Genomic DNA, 25,582 nt, shown 5'->3' with positions numbered 1-25,582 from the left:
TGATGGGCTCGGAATCACCCCTCCGGTGAAACGGGCGGTGGTGGGGCAGCTCTTTGTCGATCGCGACTTCAACGGCGTGCTCACCCAGGCCGACACGCTCGTGGCCGGCCTGCGGGTCTTCCTGTTGGTGGCGGGCGGGCAGGGGGACACGGTGGCCGTGGACACCACTGACGTCAACGGCGCGGTGGGGTTCGACAACCTCCCGTTCGGACCGTACACCGTCTCGGTGGACTCGGTGCCCGGCCTGGGCGATTCCCTGCGCACCTTCCTGACGCCAGCGACGGTCCAGGTCGACGCCACCGGCACGACCCCGCTCTTCGCGATCCGCCTGGGCTACCCGTCGGACAACGTGATCGGGGTGCGAGGTAGCGCCCTGGGCCGGCGGGTGGTCACCTCGGGGACGGTGCTGGCCGGACAACAGTCCTTCGGCGATACCAGCGCCTACTTGCGGGACACCGGCGCCGCCCTCCGGCTCACCAACGCCCTCGTGACGGTGGGGAATTTCGTGGCGCCGGGGGACTCGGTCCGGGTACTGGGCACCGTGGCGGTGCGGAACGGCCAGCCGGTCCTCGACAGCGCGCGCATCGTGCTGCTGCGACCGGGCACCACCGCGCCTGCCGCCGATACCGTGACCACCGCCGAGGCCGCCGCCGCGCTGGCCGGCGCCCGCGACGCCGACCTGGTCCGAATCCAGGCCTCGAGCGTCACCGACTCCGCCACCACTGGCGCCGACTACACCGTGACCGTCGATGATGGCTCGGGTCCGCTGGTGGTCGTGCTCGACTCGGTGCAGGGCATTCCCTCCACCGCCGTGGTGCCGGGCGATTCCCTCCGCGTCAACGGGGTGCTGGTGCCCACCGGCACCGGGAGCTGGCGACTCAAGCCGCGGGTGCAGGCCGACCTGACGGTCTACTAGGTGCCTGACCGACCCATCCCGGCGGGTCTAGCCCCCGACGGCCACCCGCCGTCCCAAGTGCGAGAGGAGCGCGGAAGGTGAGCGACCGCCGCAGTCTGCCGCCCAATCAGGCCCTGCTCTGGCGCATGGTTGCCGTGCTGGGGTTCGCCTTCCTGCTCGCCGGGCTGCTCAACGCCGGCACGCTCTGGTTCCCGCTGGAGCTCGGCGAGTCAGAGTGGGAACTGGGCACCTCGAGCAGCTTCTTCGACACCTTTCCGATCCTCGGGCTGGGCATCGGCTTCCTCGCGGCGAGCTCGGTGGCCCTGGGCCGGAAATGGAGCGCCCGCTCGATCGCGGCCGCCTGCATCCTGATCGCCGTCTTCATGTGGCTGGCGTTCGCGCTGTATGCCACCGTCCTGCCGCTGGTCCTGCGGGTGATCAAGAATCCGGTCGCCTTGACCCCGATCAAGAAGGCCGCGGCCAAGACCGTGGTCCAGGCGCTGGTCTATCCGTTCGCCCTCCTCTGGGTGGCCGGTGTGGCCTGGCGGGCGACGCTGCGGCGTCGGGGTAGCGCCTAGTCGGGGCGGAGTTGTTGTTGTGTCACGACAACAAGTCACTTTGCCCTGCGCCGACGTTCCCTCTTTTGTGTTTCTCAACGTGTTGTCACATATCATCTTAACAGAGGCTGTCCGCGCTCGTCGATCTGGCCCGAACCCTGCACATGACAGCGGCGTGGCCAACGGGTGCGGGACAAGAAAGAGATGACCGGTTCCCGTATCCTGATCAAGTCGGACGAGAAAAACCGCTCCACCCTCGACCCCAATCCGGAGTCCGGGTGGTACCTGCTCGGAGGCATCGGGCTGGTGTTCTCGGTGGTGGCGCTCGCGGATCTGGTGCTGGCCTGGTACCCCCTGCAGTTCGGGGATGCCGAATGGGAGTTCGGGACCGCGACGACGGTTCTGGGTGGGATGCCGCTGCTGGCGATGGGGCTCGGGTTGAGCTTTGGCTCAGCGGTGGCGCGGGGCAGGCTGGCGATGGTGCGGGGCCTGGCCGTGGTTTTCGGCCTGCTGGCCCTGCTCCTCCTCGGGGTTCTCGCCCTATACGCCGGTACCATCACGACGGCGCTCGCCACGATCCAGCCGGAGCTGAAGGCAGGGCTGCAGAAGGCGATCCTCAAGACGGTGGCGCAGGGCCTGCTCTACCCCGCCGCCTTCCTCTGGATCGGAATCACTGGATGGAAGCACGCCCGCACGGGCGTGTCACCATAGTTCACCAACTGACGAGGAAGTCACAATGAAGACCGGCCGGTTTGTCGTCCTCCTGGGCGCGCTCACGTTGGCTCTTCCCGCTGCGGTGCACGCCGACGGGTTCCGGAGCTACCGTGTCTGCGGCGGCGACCAGTTCGCCACGTGTGCCGCCGTCAACATCAGTGTCGTGGGCTCCAACGTGACGGTGCGCCTCTGGAACCTGAGCGGCAACGCCGCGGGGACCTGGGGCCATGGCGCGGGGACCTACGCCGGGACCGTCTTCAACGGCATCGGGTTCTACAACACCACTGGCGCCTCCGCCGTGCTCGGCTCGCTCTCGGTGAACGGCCCGGCCATGGCCGGGACCAGCCCCGGCAGCTGGAAGCTGACCAACAACTCCCGCGTGAACTTCGGCGTGGATTTCCGGGTCGGCTCCCAGGGTTCGAACAACATGGACAATGGCGTGGCGAGCGGCTGCGGGTCCAGCGCCGCGTTCCCGACAGGGGTGGACCTCTACTCCAATCCGTGCACCTCGGTCACCGGCAACACCAATGACTGGGTGACCTTCAGCTTCAAGATCTCGGGTAACTGGGATCCCAATGCCTCGGACATCGTGATCCGCGGCATCAACGGCCCCACCGGCAACGCGACCGAGTGCTGGACCGGGAGCACCCCGGCCGGGACCCCGAGCAACTGCACCACTATCACCCCGGAGCCGGTCTCCATGACCCTGCTCGCGACGGGGTTGGCCGGGATCGGTGGCGCGGGCGCCTTCCGCCGCCGGAAGCAGAAGCAGGACGCCGCCTAGGCTCTACCGCAGTCACTTGGTGAACTGGCCCCGGGGTTCGTCACCCCGGGGCCGCTGCGTTCGGGGCCTGAAGCTTGCCTGCAAATGGCCCCATATGCGTAAGTTACGGCAGGTATGACCGGCCATCTCGCAGGACCGTCGCTTCCCGCCACACCCGGCGCACCCCACCTGTTCACGGTGGACGTCGAGGACTACTTCCAGGTCGTGGCCTTCGAGGGGGTCGTGGATCGCGCCCGGTGGGGCGACTACGCCAGCCGGGTCGAGGCCAATACCGACCGCCTGCTCGAGCTGCTCGCGGGCCAGGGCGTCCGGGGGACGTTTTTCACCCTCGGCTGGGTGGCCCAGCACCATCCGGGGATTGTCCGCCGGATCGCCGCCGCCGGGCATGAGGTGGCTTCGCACGGCCAGTGGCATCGGCGGGTCAGCACCCTCACCCCGGAGGAGTTCCGGCAGGACCTGCGGGAGTCCAAGGCCCGGCTGGAGGCGGTGAGTGGTCAGCCCTGCCTCGGCTTCCGCGCGCCGTCATTCTCCATCGTGCCAGGCCTCGAGTGGGCCTTCGACGTGCTGCTCGAGGAAGGCTACCGGTACGACTCGAGCCTCTTCCCGATCCGGCGGCCGGACTACGGCTATCCGGGCGTCCCTGACGGACCGTTCCTCATCCCCCGACCGGCCGGGACCCTGCTCGAGCTCCCGCTGGCGACCCTCCGCTTCATGGGAATGACGCTTCCCGCCGCGGGCGGAGGGTACCTCCGGCAGCTGCCGCTGGGCCTCCTCCAGCGCGCCTTCCGCCAGCACGCGGCGCGCGGCGCCTCGGCGATGTTCTACATCCACCCTTGGGAGTACGACGTGGAGCAGCCCCGCCTGCCGTGCGGCCGCGTGACCGCGCTGCGGCACTATCGCAATCTCGACCGCACCTGGCCGCGGATGGCGGCGCTGCTCCACGAATTCCGCTTCACCAGCGTGGCCGAGCGCTTCGGCATGCTGGCCGAGTTCGGCATGGCGGCGGGGGGGGCGCGATGAGCATCGCCGTGGGGCCCTTCGCGGGCACGGCCGCGGAGTGGGATGCGTTCGTGGCAGCGCAGGAGGGCTGGACGCACTTCCACCGTTACGGCTGGCGGGAGGTGTTCGGCAGCGTGTTCGGGCACGAGTGTCTGTACCTCGAGGCACGCGGGCCCGACGGCGCCCTGGCGGGCGTCCTGCCCCTGGTGCGGGTGAAGAGCCTGCCGTTCGGGCACTATCTCGTGTCGCTGCCGTTCGTGAACTACGGCGGCCCGCTCGGGACCGACGCGGCGGTGCGCGCCCTGGTGGCGTGGGCGGCCGCGCGCGCCACGCAGGATGGGGTGAAGCTGCTGGAGCTGCGCAGCCGGCGCCCGCTGCCGGTCGAGCTTCCGGTCTCACACCGGAAGATCACCGTGGTCCTCGATCTCCCGGCCGACCCCGAGAAGCTGATGAAGAGCTTCGAGGCCAAGCTGCGCAGCCAGGTGCGCCGTCCCGCCAAGGAGGGGATCACGGTGCGGTTCGGTCCCGACCAGGTGGCGCCGTTCTTCGAGGTCTTCGCGCGGCACATGCGCGACCTCGGCACGCCGACCCAGTCGCGGCGGCTCTTCGAGCGCATTGTCGAGGTCTTCCCCGACACCTGGGTCGGCTGCGCCTGGCTGGGCGACGTGCCCGTCGCGGGCGGCGTCGGGTTCGTCTGGGGGCGCGAGTTCGAAATGACCTGGGCCAGCTCCCTCTACGCCTACAACAAGCTCTCGCCCAACATGGGGCTGTACTGGGCGTTCATGGAACGGGCTTGCCGGGAGGGCCTCACCCTCTTCAACTTCGGCCGCTGCTCGCCCGGGGCCGGGACGCATCGCTTCAAGAGCCAGTGGGGCAGTCGCGACGAGCAGCTCTGGTGGTACCAGGTGGCCCGGGGAGGAGGGGAGGCCTCGACTCCCTCACCGGACGCCGGCGCCTATGCCTGGGGTCCACGAGTCTGGCGCAAGCTCCCCCTGGGCCTCGCCACCGCCCTGGGTCCGCACGTCGTCCGGGGGATTCCCTGACATGACCATGCCATCCGTGATCGTCGCCGCTCCAGACCGCGCTCGCCCGATCCCGCCATCCCCTGACGCGGGGCCGGACCGCGCGCTGCGGGTGCGCATCGCCGCGAGCCTCCGGCCGCACCGGGCCGCGCTCGTTGAGCGATGGTACGGCAATCAGTTCGATCCCGCCCTGGTTGGGCGCTATGCGGTCGCGGGCGTTGCCGGCGCCGATCCCGGGGAGCTCCGGCAGCGGTACGTGGGCCCGCTGCTCGATCTCGTCCTGGCCATGTTGCCGGCCGACGATCCGCGGCTCGCCGACGTCTACCTCGACGAGCGGCGCCGCTATGCGCCACATCTCCAGGCGCCGGAGGTGCTGCAGGCCTACTTCGCGGAGGTGCTGCCCCGGGACGCCGGCGCCCTCCTCGATCTTCTTGGGGGCGAGGAGCGCGAGGGGATGCGGCGCTGGCTCGAGACGCTGCACCGACCGCTCGTTGCCTCCATTTCGGGTGCACCGCTCCGCATCCTCGCGCTCGGGGACTGCCTGCTCGGGGAGGTCCGGGTCTTCCTGCTGGGTCACGCCCGGCGCGCGGGGTGGTCGGTGGACCTGCGCCAGCTCTACTTCAGTGCGCCGCAGGGCCGGGCCCTCGGCACCGACGAGGCCATCGGGATGCTGGCACAGTTTCCAGCCGACGTGGTGACCATGAGTTTTCTCTCGTACGAGGGGATCCCGCCGTACGCCGCGCTGCTGCGCGACGCCGACCGGCTCCGGGCCGGAGAGATCTGCGCGAGGGTCGGGGGGGTGCTAGGGATGGTGCGCGGCTACGTCGAAGCGCTCCGCGCCAGGACCGATGTCCCCTTCCTGCTTCACAACGCCTCGGGGCTGCCGCTCACCGGGTGGCGCCGGCGCTTCGGGTTCCTGACACCGCTTTCCCCGGGGCGCCGGCGCGTCCTGGCGGAGGTCAACGAGGGACTGGCCGCGCTTGCGGCGGGGCTCCCGAACGTGATCCTCCTTGACGAGGCTGGGGTGGTGGCCAGGCACGGGGCGCGCGAAGCCTCGCGCCCGGTGGTACCCCCGAGCGTGGTCTCCGATTCGTTCTTCCACGCCGCCAGGCTCGGCCAGTTCCTGGTGGAGCCCTACGCCGACGTCCTGGAGTCCTACCGGGCGCTGGCCCGCATCAAGGTGCTGTGCGTGGACTTCGACAACACGCTGTGGGAGGGCGTGATGGCCGAGGGCCCGGTGCGGCATTTCCGCGAGCGTCAGGAGCTCCTGCGGCGCCTCAAGGAAGCGGGCATCCTGCTGGTGGCAGTGAGCAAGAACGACCCGTCAAGTATCCGCTGGGATGAGCTCGTGCTCACGCCGGACGACTTCGTGCTGCACAGAATCAACTGGGACCTCAAGTCCCAGTCGATCCGCACGGCCGCGGAGCAGCTCGACCTCGGCCTCGACAGTTTCGTCCTCCTGGACGACAACCCGGTGGAGCGGGAGCTGGTGGAGGTCCAGCTCCCGAAGGTCCGCGCGCTCGACAGTCTGGAGCCGCGAACCTGGCAGTGGCTGGAGCGGATGCTGGCATTTCCCAACACCAGGGAAACCGCGGAGGCACGACAGCGGACCGAACTCTACCGCCAGCAGGCCCAGCGGAAGGAAGCGCTGGCTGGGGAGGTGGACTACCCTGCCATGATGGCCTCCCTCGGTCTGGTGGCGGAGTTCGGGCCGGTCACCCCGCGGGACCTGGACCGGGTGACGGAGCTGGTGCAACGCACTAACCAGTTCAACACCACCACCATCCGCTACGGCCGGCAGGCCCTGCAGGGCATGCTGGAGTCGGCAACACACGCGGTGTACGCCGCCCACCTCGCAGACAAGTTCGGCGCGGTCGGACTGGTGGGCGTCGTGATTGTGGAGCGTCAGTCCGGACGGGTCGTGCTCGATTCCTTCATCATGAGTTGCCGCGCCATGGGCTTCGAACTGGAACGGCTGATGCTGGCGTTGGTTCGGGAGGCCGAGGGGTCCGGGCGCGAACTCGTGGGGCGTTTCGTGCCGACCGACCGGAACGGTCCGGCAAGCGGGTTGTATCCGGGGCAGGGTTTCGAGCCCGCGGGCCCGACCGAGTGGCTTCTATCGGCCGGGGCCGCCGGGCCGGAACGCCCGGCCTGGTTCACCGTGCGACCGCGCGCCTCGTGAGGCGAGCCTTGCGCGCCGGCAGGGGGACATGAGCCTCGGCCGGCGCCCGCCGGTCGCCTCGCCGGTGCCGCTTCGGGGGTTCGCCCAGGCGGTGGGTACCGCGCTGCTGCCGGCCCACCGGGAGCGCGCCGCTGCGGCCATGCACGCCTGGCTGCGGAACCGCTTCGGCGGGAACGCCGCGCTCCTCCTGGACAGCGGAACCACGGCCCTGACGCTGGCGCTGGTCCTTGCCGTCAAGGCCACGGGGCGACGGAAGGTGGCGTTGCCGGCCTACGGCTGCTTCGACCTGGCCACCGCCTGCGATGGGGCGGACGTCGAGGTGGTGCTCTATGACTTGGCCCCGGGCACGCTGGGCCCGGACTGGGACTCACTGGCGCGCGCGGTGGACCGGCAGACGGCCGCCGTGGTGGTGGCGCACCTCTATGGCATCCCCGTGGACCTCGCGAGGGTCCGTGCCCATACCGGTCCCGCAGGTGTGGTGCTGATCGAGGATGCCGCGCAGGGGATCGGCGGGAGCATCGACGGGCGCCCGTTGGGCAGCCATGGCGACCTGGCCATCCTGAGTTTTGGTCGGGGGAAGGGACTCACCGCCGGCGGCGGAGGAGCGCTACTCTGTCACGCGGAATGGCTGGCGGCCCGGGTGGTGGCGGCGGGGCGCGATCTGGTACGCGGAGGGAGCGGCCTCAAGGGTCTCGCCATCTCGCTCCTGCAGTGGGGGCTCGGACGGCCGGGGTGGTACTGGCTGCCCACCGGCCTCCGGTTCCTGGGGCTCGGCGAGACCCCGTATCACGTGCCGTCCCCCCCCCGTGGCCTCTCCGCCGCGGGTCATGGGCTGCTGTCGGCCGCGATTGTGGTGGAGCCGTTGGCCTCCGACGTCCGCCGCGTGACCGCCGCCGCGCTGCGGAGCGCACTGGCCGGAGGCGCCGAGTTTGGCATCCCGGACGTGCCGGCGGGCGGCACCGCGGGCTACCTGCGCTTCCCGGTCGTGGCGCGGCCCCCGCTGGCAGAGCGGCTCCGGGGATCCGATGCGCGGGAGGAGGGGATCATGCCAGGCTACCCGCTGTCGCTTTCCGACCTCCCGGGCTTTCGGGAGCGGGTCTTGACCGGATTCGGCGAATATTCGGGCGCCAAGTCCCTCGTGGGCGGGCTTTTTACCCTGCCCACGCATCGATGGGCCCGGACCGCCCGTCTGGCGCGTGTCGTTCTCGGGCCATAGCAGGTGTGGAGTTTAGCCCAGAGATGCCGAAACTAACCTGTAGTTGTAACTTGACTTAGAGTTCATATAACAGAAGCGGAGCGCTCCGCCAGCGGCGCCGGTTCCGGAGAATGTGATCGCGGTCAGCGAACCACACCCCCGCGCCGGCTAGGTTGGATGCATCTCCCGACATGGGCATCCCGGACCGCCGTGCGGCGTTCCGGGCGGCTCTTGGATCACCCAAACCACTCAGCGGTTAGCGAGCGCGTATGCCTGCGCATCTTGTCACCAGCCGACGATCTTTCCCCCCCTTCTCCCGGGCCCTGCCGCTGGGCGTTGCCGTCCTGCTTTGGGCGTGCACCGCCGAATCGCGAGTGGGGACATTGCCGCCGCCACCGAATCTGCCGCAGCTGGTGGTCGCCCCGTCGGTCGTGAATTTCCAGTACGCGCTGGGCGGGACGGCGCCGGCGCCCGTGGCCGTGAACGTCACGGACAATGGCGGGACGGTGACCGGGCTCCAGGTCGGCACCATTCTGTACAATCCGATTTCCTCCGGCTGGCTCGCGGCGGACTATGCCGGCGGTGCCTCCAGCACGCCGACCACCATCGTCCTGACGCCCACCCCCCCGCCGGACCTGACGCCAGGGACCTACGTCGCGTCAGTACCGGTGCAGTCCACGGTGGCCGGGGTGCAACCGCAGTACGTCCTTGCCACGCTGACCATCGATTCGATCCCCGTGGTGGAGCTGTCCCCGGACACCGTGCTCATGGCGGCGACCGTGGGTGGCGCGAGCCCCTCGGCCCAGACGGTGCAGGTGGTCAACGCCGGAGGCCTGACACTGTCCGGGCTCTCGGTGGGCACCATCGGATACAGTGGGGCGCAGAGCGGCTGGCTCACCGCCTCCTTCAATCAGGCCACCGCGCCCGCGACGGTCACCCTCCAGGCCAGCACCTCGGGACTGGCCGCGGGGACCTACCTGGCCCAGGTGCCGATCCGTTCGAGTCTGGCCGGCGTGGTCCCCGACACGATCACCGTGAGCGTGGGTGTGGGTGCGCTGCCAACCCCGCCGTCGATCGCGCTCTCGCCGACCAACCTCGCGATGTCGGCCACAGTGGGCGGCGCCAATCCCTCGCTGCAGCTCGTGGGTGTCTCGAACGGGGGTGGTGGCACACTCTCGGGGCTGGCGCTGGGCGGGATTACCTATGTGAGCGGGCAGGGAGGGTGGTTGTCGGCCACCGTGAATGGGACCACCGCGCCGACGACCGTGAACGTGCAGGCGACGACCGGGGTGCTGGCGGTGGGGAACTACGTCGCGGATGTGCGGATCTCCTCCAGTCTGCCGGGCGTGGCGAGCAAGACCTTCCGGGTGACGTTCACCGTCGGGGCCGGCACCTCCCCCCCGGTGATCAACGTGGCGCCGTCGGCGATCCCGCTCGCGGCCAGCGAGGGAGGCGCGAGCCCGGCCCCCGTGACGGCGACGGTCTCCAACGGCGGCGGGGGCGCGCTCAACCTGCTGGCCCTCGGGACGGTGGTGTACACCGGCGCGGCCAGCAGCTGGCTTTCCACCGCCCTCAGCAACACGACGGCGCCCGCAACGATCACCCTGACCCCGAGCACCGGGGCGCTGGTGGCAGGGACGTACACGGCGACCGTTCCGGTGACCTCGGGGGTGGCGGGCGTGGCCGCCTCGAGCATCGTAGTGACACTGACCGTGACGAGCCAGACCGCCGCCCCGCTCATCGCGCTGTCCCCGGCGGACTTCAACCCGAACGTCACGGTTGGCGGCGCCAATCCCGCGCCGCAGGCGATCAGCATTTCTAACGCCGGCGGCGGCACGCTCAACCAGCTGGCCGTAGGGCCGGTGAACTACACCGCCGGGGGGGCCACCGGCTGGATCAGCGCGGCCCTCAACCAGACGACCGCGCCTGCGACCGTGACCCTGACCACGAACATCGCCGGCCTGGCCGCAGGCACCTACCGCGCGCTGATCCCGGTGAATTCACCGGTGGCCACCAACAGCCCGCGCAACATCGCAGTCCGCCTCACGGTTGGGTCCACGCCCGCCCTGACTCTCACACCCTCGAGCGTGGTCTTCACCGCCACCACCAGCGGGAGCAACCCGACCCCGGCCACCGTCACCGCCGCCAACAGCGGGACGGGGACCATCAGCGGGCTGAGCGTCGCCTCGGTGACCTATGGTGCGGGCCAGCCCACCGGCTGGCTCGCGGCCAACCTGAGCGGCGCTACCGCCCCGGCCACGCTGGCCCTCACCCCGACGACCGGTACACTCGCCGCGGGCAGCTACACCGCCACCGTGACCGTGACGTCCACCACGGCTGGGGTGGCCAGCAAGACGGTCACGGTCAGCCTGGGCGTGGGCGCGCCGAGCGGCGGCTTCGTGATCCTGCAGGGGAACAACCAGAGCGGCAACGTGGGCACGGTCCTCCCCGTGGCGCTGAAGGCACGGCTGCTGGATGCATCGAGCAACCCGGTGCCCAACGCCGCGGCCGTCTGGCAGGTGACCAACGGAGGCACCCTGCAGAATGTGGTGTCCACCACGAATTCCCTCGGCGAGGTGAGCGCCAATTGGCTGGTCGGTCCGTTGGCGGGCATTCATACCGTGACGCTCTCGGCGCCGGGTGTGCCGCCGGTGACGTTCTTCGCCGACGTGCTGCTCCCCGGAAACCCGAACGCGCATCCGAATGAGCCACCGAGCTTCGCGGCCTTCGCGGAACACAACCTCAGCTCCATCCCGAGCGCCCAGCGCTCTTTGGGTGGCCTGCTGGGGCAGTGGTATGGCCCGGGCACGGGGACGCTCAATCTGTCGGTGGTCTTTCCTGACCTCACCGCCCCGGAAAGCCCCCCCAACGTGCACCGCACCCGGTTCCCCAACGGCCTCAGGGCCGGCACCGGCCCCACCGACTGGGGCGGCTGGGACTCACAGGGGCTCTCGGCCACGAAGAGCAAGATCTACTTCTCGATGTGGCTGCAGATCGAGGGTGCCGACTTCGAGCAGAACAACAACGGCACGAAGATGGGCTACTTCGGGTACGGCCGCGCCGTGAACACCTCGGCGGGTAACGAGGGCATCATCATCCTCGAGGGCCAGGGGAGCCAGCACTTCATCGCGAACGCCTTCAAGATCCACTACTACCAGGGTGGGCACATCACGCCGGCGCGGATCATCTACCAGAACGCGGATACCCGGAAGCTGTTGACCGTCGGCGTCTGGCACCACATCGAGATGGTGAATGAGCTGAACACGCTGGGGCAGGCGAACGGGATCCTCAAGATGTGGGTCGACGGCATCAAGATCCTCGACTACAACGACCTCGAGTACATCACGGCCGGCAACACCGCCGGGTTCTGGTCGTGGCGCTGGAATCCCACCTGGGGCGGCGGGCTTGGCCCCAAGACCCGGGATGACTACATGCGCATGGACCACGTCTACATCTCCGGGGTGCCGTGATCGCCGGGCCCGCCGGGCAATGACCGACGCGACCACCGCCGAGCCCACCCCTACCCGGTTGCGCCGCTGGCACCTGTTGATGCTGGCGGCGCTGGGGGTGCTTGTCCTGCTTGGCATCGCCGAGGGCGCCTCGCGCCTCTACCTGCGCGCCGCCGAAGGCTACGACGGCGCGCATCTCTACCAGTTCCGGTTCGATCCTTACAAGAACATCCTCCCGGCGCCTGGATACGTCGATACCCGCGGGATCCGGCACAACAAGGCTGGCTTCCGCCGCACCACCGAGGTGAGCCGGGAGAAGCCGGCGGGGACCTACCGGATCTTCCTGATGGGCGCCTCGACGGCGTACGGGTTGGGCGGACTGTGGCCCCACCTCGACCCCAGCTGGCCGGTACTGCCCAACGATTCTACCATCGATGCCTACCTCGAGCGGGAACTCGGGGGCCGCTTCCCCGGCACGAAGGTTGAGGTCATCAACGCCGCGATCACCAGCACCTGGACGCACCACCACCTGATTTACCTGAACCAGCGCATCATCGGGTACCAGCCGGACATGGTGCTGTTCCTCGACGGCTACAACGACTTCTACTTCTTTAATCGCGACCACGACCAGTTCGACAGCTACGGCTACAACCTGGAAAGCCAGAAGATCCTGGGGGATCCCACTCTCAAGTCGCTGGGGTACGGCGTGGGATGGTGGTTCTACCGTCGGAGCGCGTTCATCCACCTGTTGGGGCAGGGGGCCCGCAACGTGGTGCTGCTCGCCAAGGGCAAGCCAGTGCAACGGCCAATGGCGGTGGATTCCGCCGTGGCGGGGTTCGAGTCGGTGTTCCCCCGCAGCGCCCTCAAGATGCACGAGCGGGCCGGTCTGGTCCTCCGCAACGAAGGGATCGTGCCGGTGTTCATGATGCAGCCGATGCTGCTGCTGGAACGCGGGAAGCCCAAGGACGCGGTCGAGGAGAAGCTGTTCCAGTTCGACGTCGGTTCCTGGAGGCCTGGCTACGAAGAGTACCTGCACCGGGTCGTCCCGATCGCCCGGGATTCCGAGGCGGCGATGGCTGCACGGGTCGGGGGCATGGCCATCGACCTCACCGACATCTTCCGGGCTATGCCGGAGCGGACCTACACTGACTACGCCCACCTCACGCCGCTCGGCAACCGGGTCCTGGCTCATCTCGTGGCCGAGCGCATCGCCCCTGCCATCGCCGACAAGCTCCAGCAGCCATAGCCTGAATGTCGTCCCGTCGCCACGGGGCGCCTCCGGGACGCTACACAATCCTCTGTTCTGTTGCGTGGATGCAACACCCACCGACCTCCCTTTGGACCGCGCTGCTGCTACAGTTCTTGCACTGAAAGGGCTGCGTGCAGCCGGGAGGTTCCCGGCAGGCGCTGGTTCCAGACCCTGCATCCCGGGCTTCCTGCCGAATGACAGCACCACGGGCAACGTACCGCACTCCTTCCGGCGCGATCACACGACCCCGCACCTGCCGACGGGGGGGCTAGCATGTGCGGGCTGGCGGGACTGATCCAGGCCGAGCCGGGGAGCCGGGAGGTGGTGTCGGCGGTCGTGAGCGCGATGACCGAGACACTTGAGCACCGGGGTCCGGATGACCAAGGGGTCTTCGTTGATCCGGCGGGGCGGGTGGCGCTCGGTTTCCGGCGACTGGCCATCACCGACCTCTCCGCGCTCGGGCACCAGCCCATGGTGTCGGCTTCGGGGCGGTTCACGATGGTCTTCAACGGCGAGGTGTTCAATCACCAGGCGCTGCGCCGGGAACTCGCTGCGGGCGGCGCCACCTTCCGGGGCCATTCCGACACGGAGACGATCCTCGGCGCGTTCGAGGCGTGGGGCATCCGGGCTGCGGTGCGTCGGTTCGTGGGGATGTTCGCCATCGCAGTGTGGGATGGGGAACAGCAGGAACTGACGCTGCTGCGGGACCGTCTCGGGATCAAGCCGCTGTTCGTCTACGCCGAGCCGGGGCTGGTCACGTTCGGTTCGGAGCTCAAGGCCCTGCATCAGGGCCCCGCTTTCGACCCCTCGCTCGACTCCACCGCGGTCCTGGCCTACCTCCGGTACCTCTACGTCCCCGCGCCGGCGACGATCTTCCAGCGGGTCCGCAAGCTGGAGGCCGGTCACCTGTTGACGATCCGCGACCCCGCGCAGCCGCTGCCAGCCTCCGAGCCGTTCTGGTCGCTCGCGGAGGTGGCGGCGGCGGGGCAGGCCTCGCGGCTGGGTGGCTCCGACGCCGAGGTCGAGGCCCAGTTCGATGCGCTCCTGGTCGACGCGGTCCGGCTCCGGATGGAAGCCGACGTGCCGCTCGGCGCCTTGCTTTCCGGCGGCGTGGATTCGAGCACGGTCGTCGCGGTCATGCAGGAGCTTTCGCCCCGGCCGGTTCGCACCTTCACCATCGGCTTCGACCGCGCGGAGCATGACGAAGCGGGCTACGCCCGCGAGATCGCGGCTCACCTCGGCACGGACCACACCGAGCTGTACCTGACCGGCGACGCGGCCTTGGAGGTCGTTCCCCGGCTCGCGGAGATGTACGACGAGCCCCTCGCCAATCCGTCGCAGATCCCGACCTACCTGGTCTGCCAGCTGGCTCGCCAGCACGTGACCGTGGCGCTCACCGGTGACGGGGCCGATGAGCTCTTTGCCGGCTACAATCGCTACGTGCACGGCGAACGCATGATTGCGCGGGCGGCCAGCCTGCCCGCGCCGCTGCGGCACCTGGTCTCCCGCGGCCTCTCGGCGGTGGGACCCGAGGGCTGGGACCGGGTCGAGCGGGTGGCCGGTCGGCTGGTGCCGGGGGCCGGGCGCGTCCGCCTGGCGGGGAGCAAGGCCCACAAGCTGAGCCGCCTCATGGCCGCCGACTCGGCGTTCGAGCAGTACCGCTCGCTGATGTCCATGTGGGACGCGCCCGCGCGCCTCCTGCGGCGAGCGGGGCCCGAGGTGGACCGGACCCGAGGCGTGTTCGAGGGCCCCGCGCCGCTCCTGGAGCGGATGATGCTCGCCGACCAGATGACCTACCTGCCGGACGACCTCCTCGCCAAAGTGGATCGGGCCAGCATGGCGGTGAGCCTCGAGGCGCGGGTTCCGCTGCTCGACCACCGCCTGGTCGAGTTCAGCTGGCGGCTGCCCCGCCAGTTCAAGGTGCGGGACGGGCGCGGCAAGTGGATCCTGCGCCAGTCGGCCTACCGGCGGGTGCCCCGGGCGCTGCTGGAACGGGAGAAGGTCGGCTTCACGGTCCCGATCCGCGAATGGCTGCGCGGTCCCCTGCGGCCCTGGGCGGAGGCGATGCTCGCGCCGGAGAAGCTGGAGGCCACGGGGCTGCTGGCACCGGCGGCCGTTCGGGCGGCGTGGGACCGGTTCCAGGGGGGCCAGGGCGATGATGGCCTGGGGCTGTGGGCGCTGTGCCAGCTCCAAGCCTGGTGCGAGCGGTGGCAGCAGGCGCCACGGATGACCAGCGCGGGAGGGATGCGATGAGCGGCGCCATGCCGGCCCTGACGTGGCTGCTGCTGCCGGCGGCGCTGGCGGCCCAGGACCCGTCCACGGCGACCTGGCGCCCGCACGAACCGACCGGTTACGAGCGTTTCGTCGAGGCCGACTTCAGCAACCCGGAGGGCGCCGGCGAGGCGGCCGCGACCCGGGTGGGCAAGTGGGAAGGTCGCGGGCCGCGGCAGGGCAATCTGCGGTTCGAGACGGATCCGTCCGCGCCGCACTCGGCCCCCGGCGTCATGACCACGCGCTTCCCGCGGGGACTCCTTGCCGGGCGTGGCCCGGTCGAGGTGGGCGCGTGGGCGCAGTCGGAGGGACAGGGGCGGCGCCGGTACCGGAGTATGTACTTCACCATGTGGGTGAGGATCCAGGGGACCGATTTCTACCAGAACTCCTCCGGCACCAAGATGGGGTACTTCGGGTATGGGCGGTCGCCGCAGCGGTCCCCCGGCAACGAGGGGATCATCATCCTCGAGGGCCGCGGGGCGCAGCACTTCACCGCCTCCGCCTTCAAGCTGCACTTCTACCAGGGCGGGCACACCCGCCCCGAGCGGGTCCTGCGGCAGAACGTGGAACGGCGGGAACTGATGACGGTCGGTGCCTGGCACCAGTGGGAACTGCTCATGCAGGTCAACGACATGGGACAGGCCAACGGGATGCTGCGCATGTGGATCGACGGCACGCAGATCATGGACTATCGCAACATCACGTTCATCACTCCCCAGGCGCCCAACGGGTTCTATTCCTGGCGCTGGAACCCGACCTGGGGTGGCGGGCAGGGGCCACGCATCCGGGATGACTTCATGCAGATTGACCACGTCTACATCTCGGGCCAGCCGATGGCGGGCGGGGACGACGCAGAATGAGGCAGGTGGCCTGCTTCTTGCCCGTCTGGCCGCGTTCGAACGCCGCCCGGCCGCGCCGGGCGGGAGTCCTGTCTCGCTGGGGGGGTGCGTGAGCGTGGCCCGTCGTCCGGTGTACATCCTCGGCATCTCCGCCTTCTATCACGACAGCGCGGCCTGCCTCCTGCGCGACGGCGAGATCGTCGCCGCGGCGAGCGAGGAGCGCCTCACCCGGATCAAGGGCGACCCCGCCTTTCCGCTGAAGGCGAGCGAGTTCTGCCTGCGCCAGGCCGGCATCACCGCCGCGGACCTCACCGCCGTGGGCTTCTACGACAAGCCGCTGCTCAAGTTCGAGCGGATCCTCGAGACGTACCTCGGGGTGGCGCCCCGGGGCTTCCGCCAGTTCCTGATGGCGGGCCCGCTCTGGGTCAAGGAGAAGCTCTTCCTGGATCGCGAGATCCGCGAGGCGCTCCAGTACGAGGGCGAGATCTACTACGCCGAGCACCACGACTCCCATGCGGCGAGCGCCTACTACCCGTCACCGTTCGACGAGGCCGCCGTCCTCACCATGGACGGCGTCGGCGAATGGGCCACCGCGTCGATCGGGGTAGGTCGCGGGGCCGAGCTGACGATGCTCCAGGACCTGCAGTGGCCTGACTCGCTCGGCCTGCTGTACTCCGCCTTCACCTACTACACCGGATTCAAGGTGAACTCCGGCGAGTACAAGGTGATGGGCCTCGCACCCTACGGGGAGCCCCGGTACGTAGACCACATCTTCCGCGAGCTGATCGACCTCAAGGAGGACGGCAGCTTCCGGATGAACCAGCGCTACTTCCGCTACCTCGACGGGCTCACGATGACGAGCCCCGCCTTCGACGAGCTGTTCGGCGGGCCGCCACGGGTGCCCGAGTCGAAGCTGACCCAGAAGGAGATGGACCTGGCCCGGTCGGTTCAGGCGGTGTGCGAGGAGATCATGCTTCGGATGGCGCGCACGGCCCACAAGGTGACCGGCCTGCCTGACCTCTGCCTGGCGGGGGGCGTGGCGCTCAACTGCGTCGGGAACGGACGCCTGCTGCGCGAGGGGCCCTTCCGCCGCCTCTGGATCCAGCCCGCGGCTGGCGACGCCGGCGGGGCCCTCGGCGTGGCCCAGCTGGTCTGGCACCGGCAGCTCCAGCAGCCGCGTCCATCGCCCCACGGGCGGGACGCCATGCGGGGGGCCTACCTCGGTCCGGACTACACGCCGGAACAGATCGAGACGTACCTCACAAGCGTCGGGGCGCGCTACGAGCGCCTCGACCGGGAACCGCTGCTGGAACGGGCCGCGGCGCTGCTGGCCGACGAGAAGATCGTAGGGTGGTTCGATGGTCGCATGGAGTTCGGGCCCCGCGCCCTGGGGGCGCGGAGCATTCTTGGCGACCCGCGCAGCCCGCGCATGCAGGCACAGATGAACATCAAGATCAAGTTCCGCGAGGGCTTCCGCCCCTTCGCGCCAAGTGTGCTGCGAGAGCGGGTCCAGGACTACTTCGAGCTGGACGGCGACTCGCCCTACATGCTGCTGGTGGCGCCGGTGAAGCGGGAGCGCCAGATCCCCATGACCGAGGCCCAGCGCAAGCTCTGGGGGATCGAGCAGCTCAACATTCCTCGCTCCGACATCCCGGCGGTGACCCACATCGACTACTCCGCCCGGATCCAGACTGTCACCGCCGACGTGAGCCCGAACTACCACGGCCTGATCCAGGCCTTCGAGCGGCGGACCGGCTGCCCGGTGGTGGTGAACACGTCATTCAACGTGCGGGGCGAGCCGATCGTGTGCGATCCGGCCGATGCCTATCGCTGCTTCATGCGGACCCACATCGACGCGCTGGTCCTGTATCCCTTCCTGCTGCGGAAGGAGGACCAGCCCGAATGGAAGGAGACGTCGGATTGGCAGAAGGAATTCCAGCTCGATTGAGCGCGGCGGAGAACCGGAAGTTCGGGCTCACCGTCGGCGGGGCCTTCGCGGTCTTCGGCGCGATCTCGCGCTGGCGAGGCCACGACGTGGCACCCTACGTCCTGTGGAGCCTCGGCGGCGCACTGCTCGCCGGGGGACTGCTGGTGCCACGGCAGCTGGACGCCGTGCGCCGAGGATGGATGGGCTTTGCCCATGCCCTCTCCAGGGTCACCACCCCGATCTTCATGGGCGTGGTGTACTTTGTCGTGCTCACCCCCATGGGGGTGGTGCGCCGGCTGTTCGGACACAACTCCCTGGTACGCGCGGCGCAGCCCGGCCAGGGGTACTGGGTGACGCGCACGCCCCGCCCTGACGCGGACGAGGCGATGCGGCGGCAGTTCTAGACGTGTATCTCCAAGCCAGGAGGCGCAGTGGCGAAGTCGAGTCTGATCGGCGAGTTGTGGGCCTTCATGCGGGTCCGGAAGAAGTGGTGGCTGCTACCCCTGATCCTGATCCTCACGCTGGTGGGTACGCTGCTGGTCTTCGCGAAGGGCTCGGCGCTGGCGCCGTTCATCTACACGATCTTCTAGTGGCGGATACGGCGGTGGCGGGACCGCGGCCGGCCCGGCGACCCCGGCGGCTGGTGTATGTCTATGACGGCGACTGGCCCAAGGGTGCCACCCGGGTGGTCAAGGAAACCCGCAGCCTCGCGGCCGCGGGCCATGAAGTACACCTCGTGGCCCGGAACGAGACCCGGGATCCCCGGGTGGAGCAGACCGGCTGGATGACCGTGCACCGGCTGCCGGCGCTCGGGCCCCGGCTGGTCAACAAGGCGATCAACTTCCCGTACTTCTTCAACCCGTTCTGGATCCTCGCGATCTGGCGGGTGGCGCGGACGGTCGGCGCCGACGGGATCCTGGTGGCCGACCTGCCGCTCGGGCCCACCGCGCTATGGGTGGGCCGGTGGCTCGGCCTGCCGGTGTACTTCGACATGGTCGAGGTCTATCCCGAGTTCCTTCGAACGCTCTGGCAGTTCGAACCGATGGGGTGGTCCGACCACCTGGTTCGGAATCCGCGGGTGGCCGAGTGGCTCGAGCGCCTGATCCTGCCCCGGTTCGAGGTGGTGTTCGTGGTTTCGGAGGAATCGCGACAGCGCGCCGTCGCCCTCGGGGTCCGGCCCGAGCGGCTGGTCATCCTGGGCAACACGCCAGAGCATCCGGAGGACTTGGCCGGGGACCGTCCCATGCCACCGCCACTGCTTCCCTACCAGGGCCGCCCGGTCCTGCTCTTCGTGGGCACCATCATCCAGGACCGCGGCGTGCTGAAGGCGGTCGAGGCGATGCCGCTTGTGCTGGCGAGCATGCCCGGCACCCTGCTCGTCGTAGTGGGTGACGGCCCCGCGCGGGCGGAGGCAGAGGCGGCGGCCGGTCGACTGGGCGTCGCCGAGCACGTGCTGTTCGCCGGTTGGCGTCCGCACGCCGAGTTGGCCGCGTGGTACCGGCATGCCGACGTTGGCCTGCAGCCGTTCCTGGACGGGAGCCACGTGCGCATCACCCTGGCCAACAAGCTGTTTGACTACATGGCGGCCGGCCTGCCGGTGGCCGCTACCGATCTTCCCTCCACCCGGCGAATCCTCGAGGATGCCGACGCCGGCATCCTGCTGCCCGTGGACGATGCACGGGGTTTTGCTGACGGGCTGATCGGCCTCCTCCGGGACCCGGAGCGCTGCCGGCGGCTGGGTGAGAATGGCCGTCAGGCGGTGGCAGACCGTTACGCCTGGCGTCACGATGAAGCGCGGCTCCTGGCCGCGCTGGAGTGCTGACCGCGATGGCCACCACCGCGTTGTCCTCTCGCTCGCTCCTTCCCCGGTTCGACCTGTACCGGGCGGCGCTGTTCCTGCTCATCATCGTCGCCGTCGGCAAGAGTCACCTGCACTTCCCGATCATGGTGCAGTTGCGGCCCGCGCTGGTGCTCACCGGGCTCACCATGGCCTATGCCATGATGAACCCCTCGGGCCTGGCCGACCGATCGGTCCTCAAGCTGTGGCCGGCGCGGCTCATCGCCGCGCTCGGCGTCTGGTCGGTGGCCAGCATTCCGCTCAGTATCTCCCCGGGCGGCACCGCGATGTTCGTCTTCACCGAGTATTCCAAGACCATTGTCCTTGCCCTGCTGCTGATCCTCGCAGTGCGCGACACCCGTGACCTGCTGACGCTCCTGTGGGGATTCGTGGCCGCCGTGGGCTCCCTCGCCATCCTCTCGATCCTGGTCTTCAAAGTGACGCAGCACGGCGACGACGAGATCGCCCGGATCCAGAACGGCTACGCCTACGACTCCAACGATATCGGGCTGGTGGCGGTGGTCGGGATCGCAATCACCCTGCTTCTGTTCCAGTCATCCAAGGGCATGGGAAAGCTGTTCAGCATGGCCACGCTCGCCGCGCTGGGTGCCACGATCGCCCGGACCGGCTCGCGCGGTGCGTTCGTGGGCCTGGTGTGCGTGGGGGGGGGGCTGCTGGTCTTGTTGCGGGAGGTGCCGATCGCCAAGCGCATGGCCTTCGTGGTCCTCTGCCTGGTCGGCGTCGGTGTCGCTGCGCCCGCCGGGTATTGGGAGCAGATGCAGACCATCCTCGTGCCTTCGCAGGACTACAACTGGGACGCCAGCCAGGGCCGCATGGAGCTGATCAAGCGCGCTTTCGGCTACATGATGCGCAATCCCGCGACTGGCCTCGGCGCCGGGCAGTTCGGGCGGGCCGAGGGCACCATGTCGCCGCTGGCCACCGCCCACAGTGAGGACCCGGGGTCGGCAGGCGTGAAGTGGTCCGCCGCGCACAACTCCTTCATGCAGATCGGGGCCGAGATGGGCGTCCCCGGGCTGGTGCTGTTCGGCATGCTGGTGTTCGGCTGCATCCTGGAGGGGCTCCGGCTGCAGCGACGCTTGCCCGCCTCCTGGCGACAATCGGATCCCGAGCGGAGGCTGCTCTATTCCTGCGCCACCTACCTGCCGGTGGCATTCCTGGGCTTCGCTTCCGCCGGGTTTTTCGTCTCCTTCGCCTACCTGGACGTGATCTACGTGCTCACCGCGTTCCACCTGGGCATGCTGCGCTGCATCCAGATGAAGGAGCAGGAAGAACTGGGTGGCGGGACGGGGGGAGACATCCCCGTCGCCGTGCCGCGCCGCGGCCGCGGCGGCGGCTGGGGCCCCGCGGTCCCGGCCCCATGGCCGCTCCCGCCGCCTGGCACGCCTGCCCGCCCGCTGGCGCCTGAACTGCGGGAACGGTCGCGGTGAGCCTGGCGGGCGTCCGAACGTGAGCCTCAAGTCGCTGGTCGAGCGTGGCCTCCTCCATTCCGGCGCCGCGGCGCTGCACCGGCGGCGGATGCGCGGCTGGGCACTGGTTCTTGCCTACCACAATATCCTGCCGGAGGGCGTGCTGCCCGCGGGCGACCGCTCGCTGCACCTGCCGGTGCGACGCTTCGCCGAGCAGCTCGATGCGCTCACCGCCGTCGCTGACGTGGTCCCTCTGGCCGAGCTCGATACCGCCATCACCACTGGCCGGCCACGGGTGGCGATTACCTTCGATGACGCATATCTCGGCGCGGTCACTGCAGGCTTCGATGCCCTGGCGCAGCGGGGGTTGCCCGCGACCCTGTTCGTGTGCCCCGGGATGCTGGACGGGGTGACCTTCTGGTGGGACGCCCTCGCCGGCGCGGAGCTGGCCCCTGCGCACCGTGACCACGCCCTGACGCACTGTCAGGGGCGCCAGGCGGAGGTCCTCGCCTGGGCGCGCGGGGCCGGGCTCCCGGTGGCCACGATGCCGGCCCCCTGCCGCAGTGCGCCGATGGAGGCGGTCATGGCGCTGGCCCGCCGCCCCGGTGCGACCCTCGGGTCGCATACGTGGGGTCACCCCAGCCTCCCGCGGCTCGATGGGGCGCTCCTCGCCGAGGAACTGGCCCGGCCACTGGCGTGGCTCCGCGAGCACGTCGGTGCGCCCGCCCCAGTACTCAGCTACCCGTACGGCCACAGTTCCCCGGCGGTGGCGGCCGCGGCGGCGGCCGCTGGGTACACGATGGGGCTGCTGGTCGAGGGCGGGTGGCGGGGACCGGAGCACCATGCGCTGGCCGTGCCGCGGTATAACGTGCCGGCCGGCCTCTCGCTCGAGGGGTTCCAGCTGCGCCTCGCGGGGCTGCTGTGCCGGTGAACCGCCTGCGGGTGCTCCATGTCGTGCAGAACCTGGGGTATGGGGGCATGGAGCGGGTTTTTGCCGACCTGGTGCGGCGCCTGGACCCATCCCGCTTCGAGTCCCATGTGCTGGTGCTCAGCTACTTCGGGGTGAACGCCCAGGGGCTCGAGGCCTTCGCGACAATGCACCAGCCGTTTAATCAGGGGCGCCTGTCACTGCTGCGCCCGGCCGCCTTCGCGCGCGTCATTCGCGAGATTGCCCCGTCGGTGGTGCACAGTCACCAGGGGGTCTGGTACAAGACGGCGCGGGCCGCCCGCCTCGCCGGGGTGCCCTGGGTGGTGCACACCGAGCACGGGCGGCAGCATCCGGATCCGTGGACCGCACGGCTGATCGGCAACCTCGCCTCCCGCCTGAGCGATGTCATCGTCCCGGTGTCGCAGGTGCTGCTGGACCAGATGGCCCGGTCGGTCGTGGCCCACCCGAAACGGTTGGTGCTGGTCGAGAATGGAATCGACACCGACGTCTACGCCCCCCGGCCCGACGATGGCCTGCTGCGGGCCGAGCTCCGGCTCGCCCCCGACGTGCCGATCATCGGCAGCATCGGGCGCCTGGAGCCGATCAAGGGGTACGACGTGATGGTCGAGGCCTACGGGGAGTTCCGGCGCCAGTGGGACGGCCACCCGGTGCCAGTGCTGGTGATTGCCGGGGACGGCAGCCAGCGGGAAGCGCTGCTGGCGCGGGCGCGGGAACTGGGGATCAGCGACGGCGTGCACCTGCTCGGCTGGCGCGACGACACCACCTCACTGCTCTCGGCGTTCAGCCTGTTCACCCTCTGTTCGCGCAGCGAAGGCACTTCCATCGGGGTGCTGGAGGCAATGAGCGCCGGCCTCTGCCCCGTGGTGACCGACGTGGGGGGGAACGCGCGGGTGCTGGGCGAGGCACTGCGGCACCGGCTGGTGCCTCCGGTCGATCCGCCCGCGATGGCGCGCGCCTGGCGCCACGCGCTGGGAGGCGACGCCCAGCGGGCACGCGACGTCGCCGCCGGCCGCGCCCGGGTGCTGGAGCAGTTCGGGCTCGATGCGACCGTGCGCAAGTACGAAACCCTCTACCAACGGGCGTTGCCGCGATGAGTCTCGACCGGCCAATCGTGATCGTGGGTGTCGGGCGGAGCGGCTCGACCGTCTTTCACCACCTGTTCACCCGGCACCCCCACGTGGCCTGGCTTGCCGATCTCGAGGATCGCTGGGCCTACAAGCCGTGGATCAACCGGCTGGTGCTGCGGGGCGTGGACCTGCCGCTGCTGGGCCGCGGCTTCCGGCACACCTTCGACCCGGGGGAATCGTACCCGTTCTGGGACGCGGTCTTCCCGGGTTTCACCATGCCCCACCGTGACCTCCGGGCCGACGACCTGCTGCCGCACGTGCAGCGGGCCCTCCTGGCCCGCTGCGCCACCGTGCCCACCGGGGCCCGCCAGCGGCTGCTCTTCAAGGTCACCGGTTGGCCGCGGGTGGGGTTCTTCAAGGCGCTGTTCCCGGACGTGCGCCTGATCCACGTCTCGCGCGATGGCCGTCCGGTGACGGCCTCGATGCTGCGGATGCCCTGGTGGAGTGGCTGGCGGGGCCCGGAAGGGTGGGGCTGGGGGGAACTCTCCGCGGAGCACCGCGCCGAGTGGGAACGGCACCACCGCTCCTTCGTCGCCCTCGGTGGCATCCAGTGGAAGATCCTGATGGAGGCGATGGAGGAGGGAAAGCGCGCCGTGGCGCCCACCGAGGTGCTGGAACTGCGCTACGAGGACATCTGCCGCGACCCGATCGCCGCCTATCGCTCCGCGGTCGCCTTCGCCGGGCTGGAGTGGACGCCGGGGTTCGACGCGGTGGTCCGGGCCCACCCCTTCCGCAGCGAAAACGACCGGTGGCGCCGCGACCTCACCGCGGAGCAGCAGGTGGTGCTGGAGTCGGTGCTGGCGCCGGCGCTGGCGCGCTACGGCTTCGGGGGGGCACCACCGACTCGATGAGCTCGACCAGCCGGCGCATCTGCACCGCGCTGGTCCACTGCGAGAGCAGCCCCGCGTCGGGGGCGCGCGCAGTGGGGTCGGCGACGAGGCCCAGGGCGCGCTCCAGGGCCAGCACCGCCGTGCCAGCGTCGGTGTCGGTGACGACCTGGTGCCCGCCCACCTGTCGCAGCATGACCGCACATTCCCCCTCCGCGTCCACGAAGGCCAGGATCGGCCGGCGGGTCCCCAGGTATTCGTAGAGCTTGTTGGGAATCTGCACCGGCTGTCCGCGGGCCAGCAGCAGCAGGAGTGACGCCCCGCCGACCAGCCGACGGCTCTCCTCGTGCGGCACCCAGTCGCGGAAGGTGACGCGGTCCTCGAGGTCGAGCCGGCGTACCTCGGCCTCCACGTCGACGGTCCCGAAGCTCCGGCAGTGCCCCACGAAGTCCACCAGCAGGCGGTCCCGGATCCCCGGGTGCCGCGCCACCACCGTGGCCAGCGCCTCCAGGAAGAGCCGCGGGTCCCGGTCGAGGTAGAACGACCCGACGTAGGTGATCCGGAGCGGGGCGCCCGGCAGGGGCGCCTCCGGCACCGGCGCTAGGTCGTCGATGCCATTCCGGACCGTCTCGACCCTGGCCCGCAGCGCTGGCGGCAGCTTGGCGGCCAGCAGTCCCGCGATCCCGTCGGAGACGGGGATGACGCGCACCGAGGCCCGCAGGCAAGCGTGCTCGAGCCAGCGGCCCACCGCCTCCGCCGGGCGGCTCCGGAGCCGGGCTGGCTTCCACGGATTGTCGCTCCACGGATCACGAAACTCGGTGATCCACGGCAACCCGGTGCGCCACGCCAGCCAGAGGCCCGCCAGGTGGGTGGAGAAGGGTGGGGCCGTGGTGTAGAGGACGTCTGCCGGGTCGGCCGCGAGCCGCTTGCGTGCGGCACGGGTCACGGCCGGGATGAAGCCCTGGCGGTAGTCCGGCAGCCAGAGGAACGAGAGGATCCAGCGTTTCCACCGCGGCACCCGCTCCTCAGGGTCCCAGCCACGATTGGCGGGCGCCGCGGCAGGCGGCGCGGGCTCCCCCTGAGTCGGCGCGGCGCGGGTCCGCCAGTCGTGCCACGCCTGCTGCGGATGCCGCCACGGGACCACCGTCTCCACGCGCAGCCCCGGCTCCTCCACCCGGATCCGCGCCCCCTCGTTCGGGAGGCAGGCGGTGAGCACCGTGACCCGGTGGCCCCGGGCGCGGAGCGCGGCCGCGACCTTGGCGGCGCGGAGGCCCCCCACCTCGGGCGCCGGCGGATAGAAGTAGCTCACCAGGAGCACGTGCAGCGTCATGC

The 25,582-nt window shown here is 70.0% G+C and carries 21 protein-coding genes; 20 read left to right on the top strand and 1 reads right to left on the bottom strand.

Translation table 11 applies throughout. From position 1 onward, the window contains the following. The first annotated feature begins 25 nt into the window (after window positions 1-25). The 20 genes from IPJ95_17030 (at window position 26) to IPJ95_16935 (ending at window position 24,274) form a co-directional block, all read left to right on the top strand. Complete coding sequence (locus IPJ95_17030) at window positions 26-916, top strand: hypothetical protein (GenBank protein MBK7925304.1); 891 nt, start codon at window positions 26-28, stop codon at window positions 914-916. 77 nt (window positions 917-993) lie between these two features. Then, complete coding sequence (locus IPJ95_17025) at window positions 994-1,473, top strand: hypothetical protein (GenBank protein MBK7925303.1); 480 nt, start codon at window positions 994-996, stop codon at window positions 1,471-1,473. Between the two features lie 183 nt (window positions 1,474-1,656). Next, on the top strand, window positions 1,657-2,163 hold the full coding sequence (locus IPJ95_17020; protein MBK7925302.1) for a hypothetical protein: 507 nt from the start codon (window positions 1,657-1,659) through the stop codon (window positions 2,161-2,163). Window positions 2,164-2,188: 25 nt separating this feature from the next. Beyond that, the gene (locus tag IPJ95_17015) at window positions 2,189-2,950 is read left to right on the top strand and encodes a hypothetical protein (protein ID MBK7925301.1); all 762 of its coding nucleotides are present in this window, start codon (window positions 2,189-2,191) and stop codon (window positions 2,948-2,950) included. A gap of 114 nt (window positions 2,951-3,064) precedes the next feature. Continuing rightward, a complete protein-coding gene (locus IPJ95_17010) occupies window positions 3,065-3,970 on the top strand; it encodes a DUF3473 domain-containing protein (protein MBK7925300.1) in 906 nt (301 codons plus the stop codon). After that, on the top strand, window positions 3,967-4,992 hold the full coding sequence (locus IPJ95_17005; GenBank protein ID MBK7925299.1) for a FemAB family PEP-CTERM system-associated protein: 1,026 nt from the start codon (window positions 3,967-3,969) through the stop codon (window positions 4,990-4,992). Before IPJ95_17010 ends, IPJ95_17005 begins: the two co-directional genes overlap by 4 nt. Before the next feature lies 1 nt (window position 4,993). After that, window positions 4,994-7,153, top strand: coding sequence for an HAD-IIIC family phosphatase (locus tag IPJ95_17000; GenBank protein MBK7925298.1), 2,160 nt, complete (start codon window positions 4,994-4,996; stop codon window positions 7,151-7,153). Between the two features lie 28 nt (window positions 7,154-7,181). Next, window positions 7,182-8,369: a DegT/DnrJ/EryC1/StrS family aminotransferase gene (locus IPJ95_16995; GenBank protein ID MBK7925297.1), complete on the top strand. Its 1,188-nt coding sequence runs from the start codon at window positions 7,182-7,184 to the stop codon at window positions 8,367-8,369. 410 nt (window positions 8,370-8,779) lie between these two features. Continuing rightward, complete coding sequence (locus IPJ95_16990; GenBank protein MBK7925296.1) at window positions 8,780-11,818, top strand: hypothetical protein; 3,039 nt, start codon at window positions 8,780-8,782, stop codon at window positions 11,816-11,818. Window positions 11,819-11,837: 19 nt separating this feature from the next. Beyond that, window positions 11,838-13,043, top strand: coding sequence for an SGNH/GDSL hydrolase family protein (locus tag IPJ95_16985; GenBank protein MBK7925295.1), 1,206 nt, complete (start codon window positions 11,838-11,840; stop codon window positions 13,041-13,043). A gap of 276 nt (window positions 13,044-13,319) precedes the next feature. Continuing rightward, on the top strand, window positions 13,320-15,299 hold the full coding sequence (gene asnB, locus IPJ95_16980; protein ID MBK7925294.1) for an asparagine synthase (glutamine-hydrolyzing): 1,980 nt from the start codon (window positions 13,320-13,322) through the stop codon (window positions 15,297-15,299). Window positions 15,300-15,307: 8 nt separating this feature from the next. Then, entirely contained in the window at window positions 15,308-16,177 is an 870-nt protein-coding gene (locus tag IPJ95_16975) for a hypothetical protein (GenBank protein ID MBK7925293.1), read from the top strand. Then, on the top strand, window positions 16,107-18,104 hold the full coding sequence (locus tag IPJ95_16970; protein MBK7925292.1) for a carbamoyltransferase: 1,998 nt from the start codon (window positions 16,107-16,109) through the stop codon (window positions 18,102-18,104). Before IPJ95_16975 ends, IPJ95_16970 begins: the two co-directional genes overlap by 71 nt. Then, window positions 18,101-18,487: a hypothetical protein gene (locus IPJ95_16965; GenBank protein ID MBK7925291.1), complete on the top strand. Its 387-nt coding sequence runs from the start codon at window positions 18,101-18,103 to the stop codon at window positions 18,485-18,487. The genes IPJ95_16970 and IPJ95_16965 overlap by 4 nt, the downstream gene beginning before the upstream one ends. Before the next feature lie 27 nt (window positions 18,488-18,514). Then, window positions 18,515-18,673: a hypothetical protein gene (locus IPJ95_16960; GenBank protein ID MBK7925290.1), complete on the top strand. Its 159-nt coding sequence runs from the start codon at window positions 18,515-18,517 to the stop codon at window positions 18,671-18,673. Between the two features lie 14 nt (window positions 18,674-18,687). Further along, window positions 18,688-19,905: a glycosyltransferase family 4 protein gene (locus IPJ95_16955; GenBank protein ID MBK7925289.1), complete on the top strand. Its 1,218-nt coding sequence runs from the start codon at window positions 18,688-18,690 to the stop codon at window positions 19,903-19,905. 5 nt (window positions 19,906-19,910) lie between these two features. Next, window positions 19,911-21,368 (top strand): O-antigen ligase family protein, encoded by a 1,458-nt coding sequence (locus IPJ95_16950; protein MBK7925288.1) that lies wholly within the window; start codon window positions 19,911-19,913, stop codon window positions 21,366-21,368. A 19-nt stretch (window positions 21,369-21,387) separates the two neighbouring features. After that, window positions 21,388-22,278 (top strand): polysaccharide deacetylase family protein, encoded by an 891-nt coding sequence (locus IPJ95_16945; GenBank protein ID MBK7925287.1) that lies wholly within the window; start codon window positions 21,388-21,390, stop codon window positions 22,276-22,278. Further along, on the top strand, window positions 22,269-23,390 hold the full coding sequence (locus tag IPJ95_16940; protein MBK7925286.1) for a glycosyltransferase: 1,122 nt from the start codon (window positions 22,269-22,271) through the stop codon (window positions 23,388-23,390). Before IPJ95_16945 ends, IPJ95_16940 begins: the two co-directional genes overlap by 10 nt. Then, window positions 23,387-24,274 carry a sulfotransferase gene (locus IPJ95_16935; GenBank protein ID MBK7925285.1) on the top strand — a complete coding sequence of 296 codons (888 nt, stop codon included), beginning with the start codon at window positions 23,387-23,389 and terminating at the stop codon, window positions 24,272-24,274. The genes IPJ95_16940 and IPJ95_16935 overlap by 4 nt, the downstream gene beginning before the upstream one ends. On the opposite strand, the gene IPJ95_16930 is transcribed toward IPJ95_16935, so the two are convergent. Further along, on the bottom strand, window positions 24,186-25,580 hold the full coding sequence (locus IPJ95_16930; protein MBK7925284.1) for a glycosyltransferase: 1,395 nt from the start codon (window positions 25,578-25,580) through the stop codon (window positions 24,186-24,188). The genes IPJ95_16935 and IPJ95_16930 overlap by 89 nt on opposite strands. Between the last annotated feature and the right edge of the window lie 2 nt (window positions 25,581-25,582).

This window comes from Gemmatimonadota bacterium, from assembly GCA_016713785.1.
In the GTDB taxonomy this organism is placed as follows: Bacteria; Gemmatimonadota; Gemmatimonadetes; order Gemmatimonadales; family GWC2-71-9; genus JADJOM01.
The sequence above is the reverse complement of the archived record's forward strand: the minus strand, read 5'-3'. Positions and strand labels throughout refer to the sequence as shown.

Bases quoted from the DNA above. Each gene is read 5' to 3' on its own strand.
- IPJ95_17020 (MBK7925302.1), top strand. From the start codon at position 1,657: ATGACCGGTTCCCGTATCCTGATCAAGTCGGACGAGAAAAACCGCTCC.
- IPJ95_17015 (MBK7925301.1), top strand. From the start codon at position 2,189: ATGAAGACCGGCCGGTTTGTCGTCCTCCTGGGCGCGCTCACGTTGGCT.
- IPJ95_17010 (MBK7925300.1), top strand. From the start codon at position 3,065: ATGACCGGCCATCTCGCAGGACCGTCGCTTCCCGCCACACCCGGCGCA.
- IPJ95_17005 (MBK7925299.1), top strand. From the start codon at position 3,967: ATGAGCATCGCCGTGGGGCCCTTCGCGGGCACGGCCGCGGAGTGGGAT.
- IPJ95_17000 (MBK7925298.1), top strand. From the start codon at position 4,994: ATGACCATGCCATCCGTGATCGTCGCCGCTCCAGACCGCGCTCGCCCG.
- IPJ95_16995 (MBK7925297.1), top strand. From the start codon at position 7,182: ATGAGCCTCGGCCGGCGCCCGCCGGTCGCCTCGCCGGTGCCGCTTCGG.
- IPJ95_16985 (MBK7925295.1), top strand. From the start codon at position 11,838: ATGACCGACGCGACCACCGCCGAGCCCACCCCTACCCGGTTGCGCCGC.
- asnB (MBK7925294.1), top strand. From the start codon at position 13,320: ATGTGCGGGCTGGCGGGACTGATCCAGGCCGAGCCGGGGAGCCGGGAG.
- IPJ95_16975 (MBK7925293.1), top strand. From the start codon at position 15,308: ATGCCGGCCCTGACGTGGCTGCTGCTGCCGGCGGCGCTGGCGGCCCAG.
- IPJ95_16970 (MBK7925292.1), top strand. From the start codon at position 16,107: ATGACTTCATGCAGATTGACCACGTCTACATCTCGGGCCAGCCGATGG.
- IPJ95_16950 (MBK7925288.1), top strand. From the start codon at position 19,911: ATGGCCACCACCGCGTTGTCCTCTCGCTCGCTCCTTCCCCGGTTCGAC.
- IPJ95_16935 (MBK7925285.1), top strand. From the start codon at position 23,387: ATGAGTCTCGACCGGCCAATCGTGATCGTGGGTGTCGGGCGGAGCGGC.
- IPJ95_16930 (MBK7925284.1), bottom strand. From the start codon at position 25,580: ATGACGCTGCACGTGCTCCTGGTGAGCTACTTCTATCCGCCGGCGCCC.